We start from the raw sequence: 14,924 nt of genomic DNA, 5'->3' as shown, positions 1-14,924 counted from the left end.
TTGTTTTTCAAGGAGGCTTGGTATGGGTTTTTCCGGCGGGTTGCCGCATCCTCTTCTGTACATGGATATGCTCAAGGCTGCCACGGGCATCCACATTGCGAACCATGTACTGTACATGTGGATGGCCATGGCCATTCTGTTCATCTGTGGTCTGCTGGTTCGCAGCAGGCTGAAACTCGTTCCCGGCGGCATGCAGAACCTCTTCGAGGTCATTGTCGGCGGTCTCGAGGATTTCGTTGTTGCCAACCTTGGTCAGGAAGGCCGCCAGTTCGTTCCGCTGCTGGTTACCATTTTTCTGTTTATCCTGACCATGAACTACACCGGCCTGGTCCCGGGCTGTGACGCTCCCACCGCGAACATCAACACCAACGCCGCAATGGCTATCATCGTGTTCCTGTTCTACCAGGGTGTGGGCATCAAGAAATGGGGCTTCAAGTACATCAAGCACTTCATGGGCCCGGTCGGCTTTCTGGCCCCGCTCATGCTGATCCTGGAGCCTATCTCCCACATCGCACGGCCGCTCAGCCTCACCCTCCGTCTCTTCGGAAACATTCGTGGTGAGGAAATCGTCCTTGTGCTGCTGTTCATGCTGGCTCCGATTCTGGGTACGCTGCCCATGTACTTCCTGTTCATCCTTGCCAAGACCATCCAGGCATTCATTTTCTTCATGCTGACGATGATCTACCTGCAGGGAGCCATCGAGCACGCTCACTAGAGCCTGTTTCGTAAAATTGGGGAAATGGTCCTTGGACCACAACAATAAAGAATTCCATTGGAGGAATTTCAGATGAAAATCGCTAAGATTCTGTTCACCACCCTGGCTATGGTTCTGGTTGCTTCCGTTGCCTTCGCTGCTGAAGGTGCCGATCCCGTCATGGCCGCCAAGGCTTACGCCACTGCCATCGGCATGGGCATCGCCGCCGGTCTCTGCGGCATCGGCCAGGGCATGGGCCTGAAGGGTGCTTGCGAAGGTATCGCCCGCAACCCCGAAGCCGGTGGCCAGCTGACCACCACCCTGATCCTGGGCCTGGCCTTCATCGAGTCCCTGGCCATTTACGGCTTGGTTGTCTGCCTGATCCTGCTCTTCGTGGTCTAGTTCTTATTCGACCAATCGAGACTTCAAAGGGAGGCTTTGGCCTCCCTTTTTCCGCTAAAACCTTGTTAAAATTTTCACATAGTTGACGCTATTTATCAGCAAGAGTCATGACGATGAACATCAAGAGTGAACATATTCCCAAAGCCACCATTGGCCGGTTGGCCGTATACATCCAGGTGCTGGAAAATCTGCTCAGGGACGGCAATGACGTTATCTCCTCGGAGAAGCTTGCCCGTGCCTGTTCGGTGAACTCCTCGCAGATTCGCAAGGACCTGGCCTATTTTGGTGAGTTCGGTGTTCGCGGTGTCGGTTACTATGTCCAGGAACTCATCACCTCGATCAAGCAGTCGCTGGGTATCGACCGTGTCTGGAAATGTGCTTTGATCGGCGTGGGCAACATGGGTGCCGCGCTGCTGAGACATCACGATTTCAGCCACCGGGGTTTTGAGATCTGCGCCGCTTTCGACTGCGATCCGGACAAGATCGGACTCGAGTTCGAGGGGATGGAGATAGTCTGCCCGACTCACCTCAAGGAGCAGGCTCCAGAGCTCAACCTTGAGATCGGGATTATTGCAACCCCGCCGGACCGTGCTCAACGAGCCGCCAACCATCTGGTGGATGCCAATATTCGGGGCATCATTAACTTCGCTCCATCAAGAATCAATGTTCCCAAGCATATCCCTGTGGAGTATGTGGATTTCTTCGATCATCTGTATTCGATAGCTTTCCAGATCACGCTCGGAGAGTAAACGTCCGCGCCCTTGGCCGTTTTGGGTCAAGGGTGGCGAGGCAATTATCCTCCCAGCTTCTTAGCCCGGGTTTGTTCCGCATAGGTAACAACAAGGCTTTGGCCGGTGCCTCTCCCTTCATGGGTGAAGTACCGGCCAAAGCCTTGTTGCGGGTCTAAACACCGACCCACCCTTCAGACGTCATTCTTCTCGCCCAAATTACAACGACATTCACTGTGCTGCCACGCTAAAAAAAGCTTTCGAACAGCCCTTCGTAACAGCCTACACCTTCTCCCCATATCTCCTTGCCCTACCCGCGAAGCGAGCCAAAAAGTTTTGGAAGGAAGATAGGGTTGGGGGTCCGGGGGAAGGGGAAGAGGGGAACCTTTTCCAAAAGGTTCCCCTCTTCCCCTTCCCCCGGCCGCCGGAGGCGCCTTTCCTACGCCTTGAACCGGTAGCCCACGCCGGAGGCGCCTCTTACGCCTTGAATCTGTAGCCGACACCGCGGACGGTTTCGATCCAGTCGGCATAGGGGCCGAGCTTTTGGCGCAGCCTGCGTACGTGGGTGTCCACTGTGCGGGAGTAGCCCTCGAAATGAGTATCCCAGACCGTGTCGAGCAGATTGTCGCGGGTCTGGACTTTGCCTGTACCGGCAATGAGCACGCTGAGCAGCTTGAACTCTGTGGCGGTAAGGGTGACTTCCTCGTGATCGATGAGCACGCGGTGTGCTTCAAAGTCCACGCTCAGGCCGGAACGCTCCCAGAGCTTGGGGGTATCGGGCGAGGGGGTGCCGGAGCGGCGCAGCACGGCCTTGACGCGCAGGATGAGCTCGCGCGGGGAGAACGGCTTGACCACGTAGTCGTCCGCGCCGAGTTCGAGGCCGACGATCTTGTCCACTTCCTCACCCTTGGCGGTGAGCATGATGACGGGGATGCGGGCCAGTTCGGCATTGCCCTTGAGCTGGCGACAGACTTCGAGTCCGTCCATGCCGGGCATCATGAGGTCGAGCAGAACAATGTCGGGTTTGAAGGCGTCGGCCAGACTAAGGCCGGACTGTCCGTCCTCTGCGGCTGCAACGTCAAAGCCTGCGGATGAAAGGTTGTATTTGAGCAGTTCCCGTGTGTCTCGATGATCTTCGACGACCAGGATCTTGTGGGCTGACACGATGGCGACTCCTTGACGAACAATTGTGTTACGGCCTGCTATAGCGCAGTTCTCGTTAAGGTCGTGTTACGAACCAGTAACTTTATCCCGACGAAATGTCACTTGTCGCTTGTATAAACTGTTCGGGAAAGGAGGCGGCAGCGGATATTCCACTTGCCTGTCGCCAAATCGAGAAAAGCCGAAATTTTGTGGCAAATCCCCCTTAAGGGTTGCGGCAGCAGGGTCGATAAGGAGGCATAAGCGTTGCCGAACGGTGCACCGCAACAGGAGAATCGGACATGTACTACCACGGTTTCGACAAGAAATTCCCCTCTGGCTCCAAATACTGGACAATGTATGACGATCAGCTCATCGGAATGCTGTTTTCAAAGATCGTGAACAAGACCATGAGTGTTGAGGCCGCAACCACCGATTCCGAGGAACTGGTGGATGAAATGGTCCACAACCTGTTCGATCTCTGCTTCTACATCAACAAGGATTTTCACGACTGTTAGAAGTGACTGGTCGTGGTGAGGACATGTGAGGGAAGGCCCGGCTGATGCCGGGCCTCTTTTTTTAAGAACAGATCGAAGGAGCCGTCGGGTTTGTGCGGTGCTGCGGAACGGTCGCGAAATGCGGCTTAGTCTTCCAAGCAGCGCTTTACGGCAGTGATGACGTCCGCCACATCGTCGTCGGTCAGTTTGGGAGAAAGCGGCAGGCTGACGGTCTGGCGGCCAAGGGCAACGGCCTGCGGGGTGTCTTCCAGTTTCCAGCCAAACCGTTCCCGATAGTAGGGATGCTCGGGGATGGCGAGATAGTGCACGCCGCAGCCGATGTTCTCCTTGTTCATGCGGGTCAGGAACTGGTCGCGGTCGATGCCGCAGTAAACCGGGTCCAGCAGGAGGGTATAGAGGTGCCGGGCATGGCGGGTCTCCGGCTCTTCGGGCGCGGGCTGGCCAACGGGCAGGGGCGCAAACGCTTCCTGATACATGTCCCATATCTCGCAACGCCGTTTGAAGTTCTCTTCCACCCGTTTCAGCTGGTGGATGCCGATGGCGGCCTGAATGTCCATCATGTTGTACTTGAACCCGGCGTGAATGACCTCGTAGTGCTTGTAGCCTGCGTCGGAAAAGCGCTTCCAGGCATCTGCGGACATGCCGTGCAGGCCGAGCACCTTGATGGTGGCAATGTCGTCGGTCTTATTGGCAATGACCATGCCGCCCTCGCCGGTGCAGACGTTTTTGGTCACGTAAAAGGAAAAGCAGCCGAAGTCGCCGAAGGTGCCGGCATGGCGGCCCTTGTAGAGCGTCTCAATGGCGTGGGCGCAATCTTCCACGACCTTGAGGTCGTGCTGTTTGGCCACGGCCATGATGGCGTCCATATCGCAGGATCGCCCGGCAAAGTGCACGGGGAGAATGGCGCGGGTGCGGTCCGTGATTTTCTCCCGGATGGAGTCCGCGTCGATGTTCATGGTCTTGGGGTCCACATCAGCCAGCACCGGCGTGCATCCGGCGTGGATGATGGCATTGACCGATGCGCAGAAGGTCATGGGCGTGGTAATGACCTCATCGCCGGGCTTGAGGTTCAGCCCGACCAGGGCGAGGTGCAGGGCGGCGGTGCAGGAGTTGCAGGCCGCGGCATGATCGGAACCGATGTAGGCTCCGAAGTCCTTTTCGAACCGCGCGACCTTCGGCCCGGTGCCGAGCCAGCCGGACTTGAGGGAGTCGGTGACCTCGTCTATTTCATCCTGGGTGATGAGCGGGGCTCCGAAAACGAGAAAATTATCTTTTGAACGAACTGGCATGTCCGTGTGCTCCTTGTGCGAGTTATGATTGCCGAGGTCTAGCAAATTCGCGAGACGGGGTAAATGGCGCATAGCTATGCGCCTGGACCAGACTGTCAGAAGCTCCAGGACAGGCCTGAGGTCAGCGCAAGATCGGGGGCCGCGTAGCGGTCGTTGCCAACAGCCGCTGTGGCGCGGGAATATATCTCCACGTTGTCCGACGGCCGAAGTTTAAACCCCGCGCCGATTTCGCCCCAGTCCTGATCGATCCTTGCGCCTTGGAAGGAAAAGTCGTTGAGCCCCAGCAGATAGCCGTCCATGGAGGGCCCCTTGGACTCGAAACGATGGGACCACGCCGCCCAGCTCCAGAGATCGAGATTCTCGGCGGCGGCACAGCGCAGCTCCATGCCGAGCCGCCCCTTGCTCATGGTGTCCCGGCGTTCATTGAAATGGGCGGGGAAGGGCGTGTCGCTTTCGCTGTAGGCGTCCAGCCGGGTGAACTGCCCTTCGTATTCGACATATGGCTGAACGGAAAAGGTGTCGGAGAGCGGCAGCATCCAGCCCAGATGGGAGCTGAGTGAAAAGACCTCGCCGTCCGTGGAGCCGGAGGCAACGGTAGACCCCGCGCCATTGGGATACCCCCGGTCAAGCTTGAGGTGTGCCCGCTCATAGAGCGCACCGAGCTTGAAGCGAAGGCCCACCGGCCGCGGGGCATAGCTCAGGTACGCTCCGGGGCCGAACATGCTGGAATCCTGGCTGCCACCAAATTTTGTATCGACCGAGCGGCGGCCAAGAAAAAGCCCGGTCCCCAGTGTAAGGCCGTTCAGCAGCTCCCTGGAGACGCCTATGCCGCCTTCACCACCCTTGTCTCTGCCAGGGAGCGAGGTATCCCCGAGAAGCGAGCCGACAATCCAGAACCGGGATTTGCCGGGGGCCGGGAGGTGGTCGGCCTGGTCCATGATGCCGCGCATGGTGCCCATGGCCATGTAGGAGATATCCGAGGCCACTGCGGAGAGTTGGGTGAGGGAGAGGTTCAGGGCTGAGGGGGTGACGATTCCGGCATCACGAATGAGATAGGCGTTGTAATGCCCCAGAGCATCCTGCCCGTTGCCGACGATGGTCGTGCCGTCCCCTGAAATATTGGTGCACTCTTCCACTTTCAGACCCGCCATGTCCACGCCCGCGTCCGCCAGCATGTCGTTGACCGACTTCATGCCGAGTCCCGTCCAGACAAATCCCTCGCTCTCCATTGCGCTGTTCATTGAGAAGCCGACAACGATATTGCCGTCGTCCGATACAGCGCGGGCTTCCGTCCAGAAGCCGCCCAGGTCGCCCAGATCGACCATGCCGGTTTCTTCGGTCCAGCGAAAGGCGGCATAGCGGAAACTCACGGAAGTTGACGTGCCGACAACCACGGAACCGTCAGCATTGACGTCAAAAGCTTCGGACTCGGATGTCGTGCCGAATGGGGCGATAACGCCCAAGGAGACGGCCGTGTTTGATGCTTTAGTCCATCGGTAGGCAAGGGTGGACACGCCGTCGCTGGAGCCCACGATGACAGAGCCGTCGGCGTTGGCTCCATAGGCTCTGGAGTCCGTATCGGTTCCGACGGGGTTGATCCTGATCATGCCCAGACTGTTGGTCCAGTAGAAGGATTGTTCGTTGCCCGTCCAATCCTGATAGCCGCCGACAGCGACAAGGCCATCGGAGCTGACGGCATAGGCCTCGGAGTTTTGTGCCAGGACGACATCATGGATGTCATGCATAGTATTGGAGGCGGCTTCCCAATAGAAGGCGTGGTCCTTTCCGCCCACATCCGCGTAGCCAACGACCACGCCTCCATCCTTGCTTATGTCATCGGCTGCTGAGTCTGTGCCGCCAAGGGAAAGCTGGACGGTCCCGCCAGTGGGTGTCCAATAGAAGGCAATGCGGTTGCTTGAGGCATCTTCCCCGTTGCCGACGATGGCACCGCCGCTCGTCACGCCGTATCCGTAGGTGTGTATGTAGCCGGGGACGAGCTGCCCGGTCGAGTCAACACTTACGGCTGCCGATGTGGCGGGTGAGAGGAGAACCTGGAGCAGAAGGCAGAGGAGGGGAAAATGCAGGCGGCCGGCAGTCATGGCGCTGCTTCCCCCTTTCCGTGGAATTTCCGTAGAGGGCTGGCTCTGCCGTTCGGTTCAGCGGGCTTAAGCACAAACATGGTCACTCCATGGTTTCTTCGCATGATCATATATAAAGATATCTTTATGGCGAGAAAGTTTCAAATATGTAAAGAGCGTTACACGCAGGGTGCGGAGTTGCGCTTTGAATCGGCTTTCGTTATGTAAGCTCCCCTGGCCCATTGTCGGGCCGGGATAAACATATCTGATTAGAGGTACCGCAATGATCAGACCAGACTTTGAGAAGATGAAGGGACTCATCCCTGCCATTGCTCAGGATGCCGAAACCGGCGAAGTCCTGATGATGGCCTACATGAACGAGGAATCCTGGGACAAAACACTGGAGACCGGCGAGGCTCATTACTGGAGCCGGAGCCGTCAGGAACTATGGCACAAGGGCGGTACCTCGGGCCATACGCAGAAGGTGAAGTCCATCCGCATTGACTGCGACGACGACACCTTGGTTCTGCTTGTCGAACAGATAGGCGGCGCAGCCTGCCACAAGGGCTACCGCTCCTGCTTTTATCGCGAATTGAAGGACGGCGAGGTGAGCGAGTGCTCCCCGTATGTCTTCGACCCCAAAGAGGTATATAAAAAATGACGGAACAATTTCTTCGACTCGGCGTACCCAAAGGCTCTCTCCAGGACGCAACCCTCAAGCTGTTTGCCAAGGCGGGCTGGAAGATCAAGCTGCACGAGCGCAACTATTTTCCGGACATCGACGACGACCGCATCAAATGTTCGCTGGCCCGTGCCCAGGAAATGTCCATGTACGTGGAGAACGGCACCTTCGATGTCGGCCTGACCGGCATGGACTGGATTCGCGAGAACAAGTCCGACGTGGTGATCGTTGACGACCTGATCTACTCCAAGGCGAGCAACCGCAAGGCCCGCTGGGTGCTGTGCGTGCGGGGCGATTCTCCGTTCACCCGGCCCGAGGACCTGGAGGGCAAGAAGGTCGCAACCGAGCTGATGGGCTTCACCAAGGAGTACTTCGCCTCCCAGAACATCAACGTGGACGTCTCGTTCTCCTGGGGCACCACCGAGGCCAAGGTGGTCGAGGGACTGTGCGACGCCATTGTCGAGATCACCGAGACCGGCACCACCATCAAGGCCAACGGCCTGCGTATCATCGCGGAGCTGATGCAGACCAACACCCAGCTCATCGCCAATAGGAAGGCCTGGGAAGATCCGCAGAAGCGCCAGCTCATTCAGGAGATCAACATGCTCCTTCAGGGCGCGCTCCGTGCCGAGCGGATGGTCGGCCTCAAGATGAACCTGCCCAAGGACAAGCTGGGTGCCCTGAACGGCTCCCTGCCCAGCCTGAACTCGCCCACTGTGGCCGAGTTGCAGGACCCCAACTGGCTCTCCGTGGAGATCATGGTCGAGGAAAAGGTCGTCCGCGAGCTGATCCCCCAACTGGTCGGCCACGGTGCCGAAGGCATCATCGAGTACCCGCTGAACAAGGTTATCTAGGGTACGTTCTACATAAAAAATGAAAGGCCGGGTGAACCAGTGGTTCGCCCGGCCTTTTTTATTTTGTTGCCGAGTGTAGGGGGAAACACGTCGCCTGCCTGAACGCGGGGTTTATCCGTCCTCGGTTCCCTTGGGCAAAACCATTTTTTTGCAGTGCGGACACCAGTAGCTGTAGCGTGGTTTGGCTAGCAGGAGCAGTATTCCCGGCACCATGTACATAATGAGCCAGAGGTACGCCGACCCGGCAAACCATGCCGACCATGCCGGTTTCAGTTGCAAGCCCATCAGTATCCCCAGCCCGAGAACAATGACGGCGCCAATTTTCTTGTCAAACCTGAGGAGTCTGCCGTCACATCGGGAGCACTGCATTGGTTGATCTCTTAAATTGTTGCATGGTTTGGAGGCCGACGCCGCAGCCTTTCAGTGATTTGCGGGCAGGTTGATATGCCGCCGCAACGCTAATGTCTTTGTCCGCTCATGATCAGGGAAATATCCGTACGGGCTTTAATCTGTTTTATCGCCCGTCGATGGTGAGCCGTCCTCTCCGGGCCTGGTTTGCCTCGGGCGACGCATAATTATAGCTGCCGGCATGATCAGGATGCCGGCTGCTGTATAGACGTAGGCAACCCATGGGTATATCGGCCATCCTTTCCAGCTAAAGCCTTGCTCCGTGATCATGAGGACCCCCGTGAAGGTCAGGAGGAACCCCATGACAACTTCCCAGGCCTTGACCCGTGGTTGCACGCTTTCTTTCTTTTCCATCGTATTTCGGTTGGACCATGTTGTTCTACTTTTTAGGAGGCCTTCGGAAATACCATGCAAGCAGCGGGATGGCGATTCCTCCTGCTACAAGGAGATAGGAGGTCCATAAAGGTTAAGGATACCCATAAACAAAGGCCTTGCCCGAGCCAATCTCAAGTGCACCCACTCCAACAAGGAGTTCCCCCAATAGTATTTCTGACAGTTTGACTCTCATCCTTTATTCCAATTAGGGCGACATCTGCTATTTGTCTTTTCCTTGGACGCGTTTAGACGAGCGGAGGAACCAAGCGAGAATGGGAATTGCGATTCCTATGCCTATCATCAGATAATAAGTCCACGGATAGATTGGGTGATCTCTAAAATAAAAATTCCCCGAAAGAAGCATCTGGCCACCGTAAACAATAAGGACTATGCTAAAAGCCCATTCTCTTCCTTTCACTCTCACTTCCGTTTCCCTTCTCTCGGTCTTTAGATTATCTTCGTTTCTAAATGTGAAGCAGAAGATTCAATTCGTATAGTTCCAGAGCAAAGTTGCATCATTTATAGCATCGATAATCGGCTATTACTACGTAAGGGCGAACAGTATCCCTGTTCGCCCTTATAGTTTTCTATTTGTCGTCTTCTCCCTTCGAAGATCGTCTGGAGTACCATGCAAACAATGGAATTGCGATTCCTGTTGCCGTAAGGAGATAAGATGTCCATAAGGGCTGCGGATATCCATAAATGAAAGCCTTGCCTGCGCCGATCTCATATGCTCCCGCGCCAACAAATAATTCCCCAATAATAACTTCCGGCAACTTTATGCTCATTATTTATTCCCTGTTAGCATTTTATTTGCTGCATAGCCGGCTGCTCCTCCCCATGACATTGGCGGGGGGCCTTGGTCAAATGCACCCGATGCAAAGTCCGAAACCATTCCCGACGCTGCAGCCAACTCTGCCGGGTGCTGCATGGCTGTCCCGACGATGGCTGGTCCCGTTGTCGCACCAGCGGCTGCGACAATGGGTAGGGCTCCTGCCCCCAAAGAGATCGTCGTATATGTTTGCAAGTCCTTGTTGGTCCAAAAATTAGGGGGACAAGAATTCGATGTCCCCCTAATTCTTTTTTAAATACCCCAACGGTGAGCCCGTCAGAGCTATTTGCAATTGTTATCGTTCTTTCGAGATCTAAGGAACCAGGGAACAACAAGCCATACAATCCCGGCAATCAAGCATGCGGCACTGAAGACTTCCGGATATGGGATAGGGACATCGTAATGAAACAATTCTTTTTCTCCCATGCCCATCACGCCCATGGAGACCAACACAATCCCCATGACGATTTCTGCTGGCTTGATTTTCATATAATTCCCCTACTTTTCCCCTTTATATCTGTTGTACATCCATTTGGTACCGCCTCCAGCATAACCGGGCACCGAGGCTGGAGGCGGCCCAGGATCAAACCAGCCAGAAGCAAAGTCTGCCGCAGCTTTCGAGCCCGCCGCCGACTTATCCGGATGCTGCATCGCAGCCGCCGCAGGAGCCGCCTTTGCCGCACCTGCCGCTCCGACGATGCCGGAATTGATTCCGATCACCTTGCCCATGGCATCATGGACGCCCTCGGTGGCCGTGGGCTTGTCCTTGCCGTACTCCTTGTCGGTCTTCGTGCCGAACCAATCCGCGGTCTTGGCTGCCAGGTATGATCCGGTAGCGCCAATGGCGGTCGCGCCTGCCATGCCTGCCGCAAAGGGCAGGAGAAACACCAACAGCCCAGTCGGATCGTTGGCGTTGACAGGATCATCCAGGCAGTAGCCGTACCAGTCCGGATCGCCGCCAGCGTCTCCCAGAGGATCGGGGGCGGGCATCGCCACGCAATTAAACGCGACAACATGATTCAACTCGATTGATGGAACCTCTTCTCGGCGAGGTTGAAAGTAGTTCAGAAAAGACCGGATACGGTGTTCTCTGTGGAATGCAAAAGAAGTCGCCCTATCAGAACATGGATAGGGCGACTCTGCTATTTGTCTTTTCTTTGGACGCGTGTAGGTGAGCGGAGGAACCACGCGAGAATGGGCAGTATGATCCCACCTGCCAAGAAAATGTACTCGACCCACCCATATACAGGAAAACCTTTAAAACAGGATTTCCCTGTGAGAATGCCTAGGCTGCTCGATACTATCATTAATACACTGAGTATTATCTCTGCGGGTTTGATCCTCATGTTGTCCTCATTATTCTAAATATCCTTCGATCTTTCCTGCTAGACCGCCAATATAGCCAGACATAGACGATGGCGGCGGGCCTTCGTCTATGTAGCCCGACGCAAAGTCCGAAACCATTTCTGACGCTGCAGCCAATCCCGCCGGGTGCTGCATGGCTGTCCCGACGACGGCTGGTCCCGCTGTCGCACCAGCCGCTGCGACAATGGGCAGCGCCCCTGCGCCCAAAGCTATCGTGGAGTATTTTTGCAAGTCCTTATTGGTTGCAAAAGCGTCCGCAGTCTTGCTTATGGCCTCGCCAGCTCCTTTCGTCTCCCTGGTGATCGCCTTGCCGATGCCTGCCGGGGCCTTGTCCCACAGTTGGCCTAGCCCGGCCCCAATCTTTTTTACGCCCCCCAGAATCCTTCCAGCCCCAACGGGTCCACCCCGTTGACAGGATCGTCCAGGCAGTAGCCGTACCAGTCCGGATCGCCGCCAGCGTTCAAATCCGCTGTCCTGCGGGTTTGTCCCGCCAGCCGAATCGGACAAAGCCCAGGTCCTGGTCGTGCAGGCCTCCGGCAAAGCCGATGGGGATGCGCAGGGCGGGGGGACTGTCCGCTAAGGATGTCGCCAACGAGGTCGTGTAGATTCGATTTTTTGTCGTCTTATTCAATATGTGATTCTGATGTAAATAGCATAGATCTTTTTTCTATATTGTGTTGGTTTAAATTGTGGACCAGTTTATTCTCTTTTGTGTTTAGCATATAATAAAAGTTAAAAAATCCTGGCAGCACTATAATAACGTTTTTTTCTAACATATTAATGTAATTTGCCTGCCATATACGAGCATAGCGTATTTGACTAATACATATTTCATGTTTTCCAAACAAAGATTGATATATGATTGCATTCTCGTTGTATTCTATTGGCCTGACAATGCGTATGAATAGGCGAAGGATAAAAAGCCCAACAAGAAGAAAGAGGATGGCAAGCGGTGTGTGAGTTAAGAGCATCAACCCGAAAAAAAAAGCTCCCCCTCCGAATGCCAGAGTAAATATTCTGAAAAAACAAATGGAAAAGTGCGTGATGAATTTTTCTTGCATCATTTATCCATGGGCCGAGAGAGAATCTCTCCCGACCCATTTCGTTTTAATGGGTTCAGCGTTTACTGTTGAAGCGCTCGTTTATTCTTTTTTGGATTTGGTCATCGTACCACTCTCCGAATTTTGAGAGTGGATTTTTGACGATAACGCTTTTTTCTTGTTTTACGTGTGTCTCTAGCGGCGGGGACCAACCCGCGCCGCCACCCATGCTGACCGATTTTCCGGTGTAGCCGTTACCCTTGATCGCTTCCCCTCCGACTGCCGGTCTAATTCCAATGGGGATGGAGACCTTTCCTCCTGCCTTGTTCGACGTACCTTCCAACTGGTCAATATTTGCAGCGTTCGTTCGCTGGTGAAATATTTCTCCGGACAGACCCCATCCGGAAGAAGCTCCATAGTCTCTATAAAATTCAAGTCCGGCATCCCCATTGTCGTCGGTTACATATGCTGCCCCCGCCCCAATGCTTCCCCCAAAGCCATCCAGTGAACCGGCTATACCAGTTCCTTTTGTTTCCAGCCCTAACGGGTCCACCCCGTTGACAGAATCATCCAGGCAGTAGCCGTACCAGTCCGGATCGCCGCCAGCGTCTCCCAGAGGATCGGGGGCGGACTTCGCCACGCAATTAAACTCGACAACATGATTCAACTCGATTGATGGAACCTCTTACCGATGACGCTCCAAGTAGTTCATAAAAGATTGAACACGGTGTCCTCTGTGGAATGCAAAAGAAGTCGCCCTATCAGAACATGGATAGGGCGACTCTTCTATTTGTCTTTTCTTTGGACGCGTGTGGGTGAGCGGAGGAACCACGCGAGAATGGGGATTGTGATTCCTATGCCTATCATCAGATAGTAAGTCCACGGATAGATTGGGTGATCTATAAAATAAAAATCCCCCGAACGGAGCATCAGGCCACCATAGACAATAAGGACTATGCTAAAAGCCCATTCTTTCCCTTTTACTCTCACTTTCGTTTTCTCCGTTGATTCTTGATGTAATCATATCCTGCCTTGGCCGTCATCCCGGCTACTCCTGACCAAGATATTGGCGGAGGGCCTGGGTCAAATGCACCCGACGCAAAGTCCGAAACCATTTCTGACGCTGCAGCCAACTCTGCCGGGTGCTGCATGGCTGCCCCGACAATGGCTGGTCCCGCTGTCGCACCAGCCGCTGCGACAATGGGCAGCGCCCCTGCGCCCAAAGCTATCGCGGAGTATTTTTGCAAGTCCTTATTGGTTGCAAAAGCGTCCGCAGTCTTGCTTATGGCCTCGCCAGCTCCTTTCGTCCCCCTGGTGATCGCCTTGCCGATGCCTGCCGGGGCCTTGTCCCACAGTTGGCCTAGTCCGGCCCCAATCTTTTTTACGCCTCCCCAGAATCCTTCCAGCCCCAACGGGTCCACCCCGTTGACAGGATCGTCCAGGCAGTAGCCGTACCAGTCCGGATCGCCGCCAGCGTCTCCCAGAGGATCGGGGGCGGTCCACCTGTCGGTGAACGTGTCGTAGTCCCGCCAGCCGAATCGGACAAAGCCCAGGTCCTGGTCGTGCAGGCCTCCGGCAAAGCCGATGGGGATGCGCAGGGCAGGGTTGCTGTCCGCTATAATGCTGCCAAATGGGTCGTACAGGACTTCCTTTATCACGTTGCCATGGGCGTCGGCAACCACGCGCAGGGAACCTACCTGATCGTAAAAGAGATGAAACCCGGCGCCATCCTCGCGTTGCATGGCGTAAGGGGTGCGTTCGTCTGATCGGTAGGCGAAACGGTAGCCGGACGCGCCGTTATGGAAGCCGTCAAGCCTGAGGAGGTCGAGCCAGCGGTAGGCCGCCACGGGTTTACCGTTGCAGTACTTGACCGACCTGCGGCCCTGATCGTCGTGGGTGAACTCGAAGACCTCGCCGGTTTCGCGTTTTTCAGCCTTCAGGAGCCGGTAGTCCGGCCCGTATTCGTAGAGCGTGTAGGTACCGCCGTGGTTCCAGATGGACCGGAAACCATTCTTGTCGTGAGTAAAGGCATTGTTGCCTGCGCGTTGCAGCCGATTGTCCGGTGCGTACGTAAAGTTGCGGTAGCTGGTGTCCAGGTGCGGGAAGTAGTCGCGGGCGCGGCGGCCCTCCCGGTCATATTCGACGGCGCATACGGTCCGGCCGTCCCGCTTTGCCTCGGTCAGTCGGCCCGCTTTGTCGTAGGCGTAGGTCCAGGTGGTGGGCTTACCTGCAACGGTTTCGGTTTTCTCCCGGATGCGGCCGTCCGGGCCGCGCCGAAGTTCGCAGGAATAAGGTGCTTTCATTCAGCTGTCTCCTTGGGTTTTGTTTCCCAAACCATTTCGGGAAATCCCGCCCAGGCTACACCCGGTTTTCGGCGCAGGGGAAAAAGGCAAGAATAAGCGGGAGAACGGGTAAAAAAGGTACAACTCTGCGGATTGACACGGTTTGAGGAAGGGACTCGACGGGGTTCGTGAGCATCAATTGCAAATATGCATTGACTATCAAGATACTTTGTTATC

Annotated in this window: 16 protein-coding genes; 6 read left to right on the top strand and 10 right to left on the bottom strand. The window is 55.6% G+C overall.

Features of this window, described 5'->3' with window-relative positions:
• Positions 1-22: 22 nt before the first annotated feature.
• The 3 genes from atpB to ACI0FG_RS14710 all read left to right on the top strand — a co-directional run bounded on the left by atpB (position 23) and on the right by ACI0FG_RS14710 (position 1,845).
• On the top strand, positions 23-715 hold the full coding sequence (gene atpB, locus ACI0FG_RS14720) for a F0F1 ATP synthase subunit A (RefSeq protein ID WP_419785758.1): 693 nt from the start codon (positions 23-25) through the stop codon (positions 713-715).
• A 72-nt stretch (positions 716-787) separates the two neighbouring features.
• On the top strand, positions 788-1,096 hold the full coding sequence (locus ACI0FG_RS14715) for an ATP synthase F0 subunit C (protein WP_419785757.1): 309 nt from the start codon (positions 788-790) through the stop codon (positions 1,094-1,096).
• A 119-nt stretch (positions 1,097-1,215) separates the two neighbouring features.
• The gene (locus tag ACI0FG_RS14710; protein WP_419788396.1) at positions 1,216-1,845 is read left to right on the top strand and encodes a redox-sensing transcriptional repressor Rex; all 630 of its coding nucleotides are present in this window, start codon (positions 1,216-1,218) and stop codon (positions 1,843-1,845) included.
• A gap of 456 nt (positions 1,846-2,301) precedes the next feature.
• On the opposite strand, the gene ACI0FG_RS14705 is transcribed toward ACI0FG_RS14710, so the two are convergent.
• Entirely contained in the window at positions 2,302-2,988 is a 687-nt protein-coding gene (locus ACI0FG_RS14705) for a response regulator (protein ID WP_419785756.1), read from the bottom strand.
• Between the two features lie 278 nt (positions 2,989-3,266).
• Here ACI0FG_RS14705 and ACI0FG_RS14700 point away from each other — a divergent pair, with 278 nt between their 5' ends.
• The gene (locus ACI0FG_RS14700) at positions 3,267-3,482 is read left to right on the top strand and encodes a hypothetical protein (protein WP_419785755.1); all 216 of its coding nucleotides are present in this window, start codon (positions 3,267-3,269) and stop codon (positions 3,480-3,482) included.
• 125 nt (positions 3,483-3,607) lie between these two features.
• On the opposite strand, the gene ACI0FG_RS14695 is transcribed toward ACI0FG_RS14700, so the two are convergent.
• Both ACI0FG_RS14695 and ACI0FG_RS14690 read right to left on the bottom strand, forming a co-directional pair.
• Positions 3,608-4,771: a DegT/DnrJ/EryC1/StrS family aminotransferase gene (locus tag ACI0FG_RS14695; protein WP_419785754.1), complete on the bottom strand. Its 1,164-nt coding sequence runs from the start codon at positions 4,769-4,771 to the stop codon at positions 3,608-3,610.
• Between the two features lie 95 nt (positions 4,772-4,866).
• The gene (locus ACI0FG_RS14690; RefSeq protein WP_419785753.1) at positions 4,867-6,870 is read right to left on the bottom strand and encodes an autotransporter domain-containing protein; all 2,004 of its coding nucleotides are present in this window, start codon (positions 6,868-6,870) and stop codon (positions 4,867-4,869) included.
• Between the two features lie 262 nt (positions 6,871-7,132).
• On the opposite strand from ACI0FG_RS14690, the gene hisI reads away from it, so the two are divergent.
• A complete protein-coding gene (gene hisI / locus ACI0FG_RS14685; RefSeq protein ID WP_419785752.1) occupies positions 7,133-7,510 on the top strand; it encodes a phosphoribosyl-AMP cyclohydrolase in 378 nt (125 codons plus the stop codon).
• Positions 7,507-8,385: an ATP phosphoribosyltransferase gene (gene hisG, locus ACI0FG_RS14680; protein WP_419785751.1), complete on the top strand. Its 879-nt coding sequence runs from the start codon at positions 7,507-7,509 to the stop codon at positions 8,383-8,385. The genes hisI and hisG overlap by 4 nt, the downstream gene beginning before the upstream one ends.
• A 111-nt stretch (positions 8,386-8,496) precedes the next feature.
• On the opposite strand, the gene ACI0FG_RS14675 is transcribed toward hisG, so the two are convergent.
• The 7 genes from ACI0FG_RS14675 to ACI0FG_RS14645 form a co-directional block, all read right to left on the bottom strand.
• Positions 8,497-8,670, bottom strand: coding sequence for a hypothetical protein (locus ACI0FG_RS14675; RefSeq protein ID WP_419785750.1), 174 nt, complete (start codon positions 8,668-8,670; stop codon positions 8,497-8,499).
• 1,085 nt (positions 8,671-9,755) lie between these two features.
• The gene (locus ACI0FG_RS14670; RefSeq protein WP_419785749.1) at positions 9,756-9,956 is read right to left on the bottom strand and encodes a hypothetical protein; all 201 of its coding nucleotides are present in this window, start codon (positions 9,954-9,956) and stop codon (positions 9,756-9,758) included.
• Between the two features lie 326 nt (positions 9,957-10,282).
• On the bottom strand, positions 10,283-10,489 hold the full coding sequence (locus ACI0FG_RS14665) for a hypothetical protein (RefSeq protein ID WP_419785748.1): 207 nt from the start codon (positions 10,487-10,489) through the stop codon (positions 10,283-10,285).
• A gap of 9 nt (positions 10,490-10,498) precedes the next feature.
• The gene (locus tag ACI0FG_RS14660) at positions 10,499-10,996 is read right to left on the bottom strand and encodes a hypothetical protein (protein WP_419785747.1); all 498 of its coding nucleotides are present in this window, start codon (positions 10,994-10,996) and stop codon (positions 10,499-10,501) included.
• Between the two features lie 829 nt (positions 10,997-11,825).
• A complete protein-coding gene (locus ACI0FG_RS14655) occupies positions 11,826-11,996 on the bottom strand; it encodes a hypothetical protein (RefSeq protein ID WP_419785746.1) in 171 nt (56 codons plus the stop codon).
• 485 nt (positions 11,997-12,481) lie between these two features.
• Positions 12,482-13,045: a hypothetical protein gene (locus tag ACI0FG_RS14650; RefSeq protein ID WP_419785745.1), complete on the bottom strand. Its 564-nt coding sequence runs from the start codon at positions 13,043-13,045 to the stop codon at positions 12,482-12,484.
• A gap of 346 nt (positions 13,046-13,391) precedes the next feature.
• Complete coding sequence (locus ACI0FG_RS14645) at positions 13,392-14,708, bottom strand: RHS repeat domain-containing protein (RefSeq protein WP_419785744.1); 1,317 nt, start codon at positions 14,706-14,708, stop codon at positions 13,392-13,394.
• Between the last annotated feature and the right edge of the window lie 216 nt (positions 14,709-14,924).

The organism is Pseudodesulfovibrio sp. 7M6 (genome assembly GCF_050058625.1).
Classification (GTDB): domain Bacteria; phylum Desulfobacterota; class Desulfovibrionia; order Desulfovibrionales; family Desulfovibrionaceae; genus Pseudodesulfovibrio; species Pseudodesulfovibrio salinus.
Note: the sequence above shows the minus strand (reverse complement) of the source record. Positions and strands in the feature narration are given on the sequence as shown.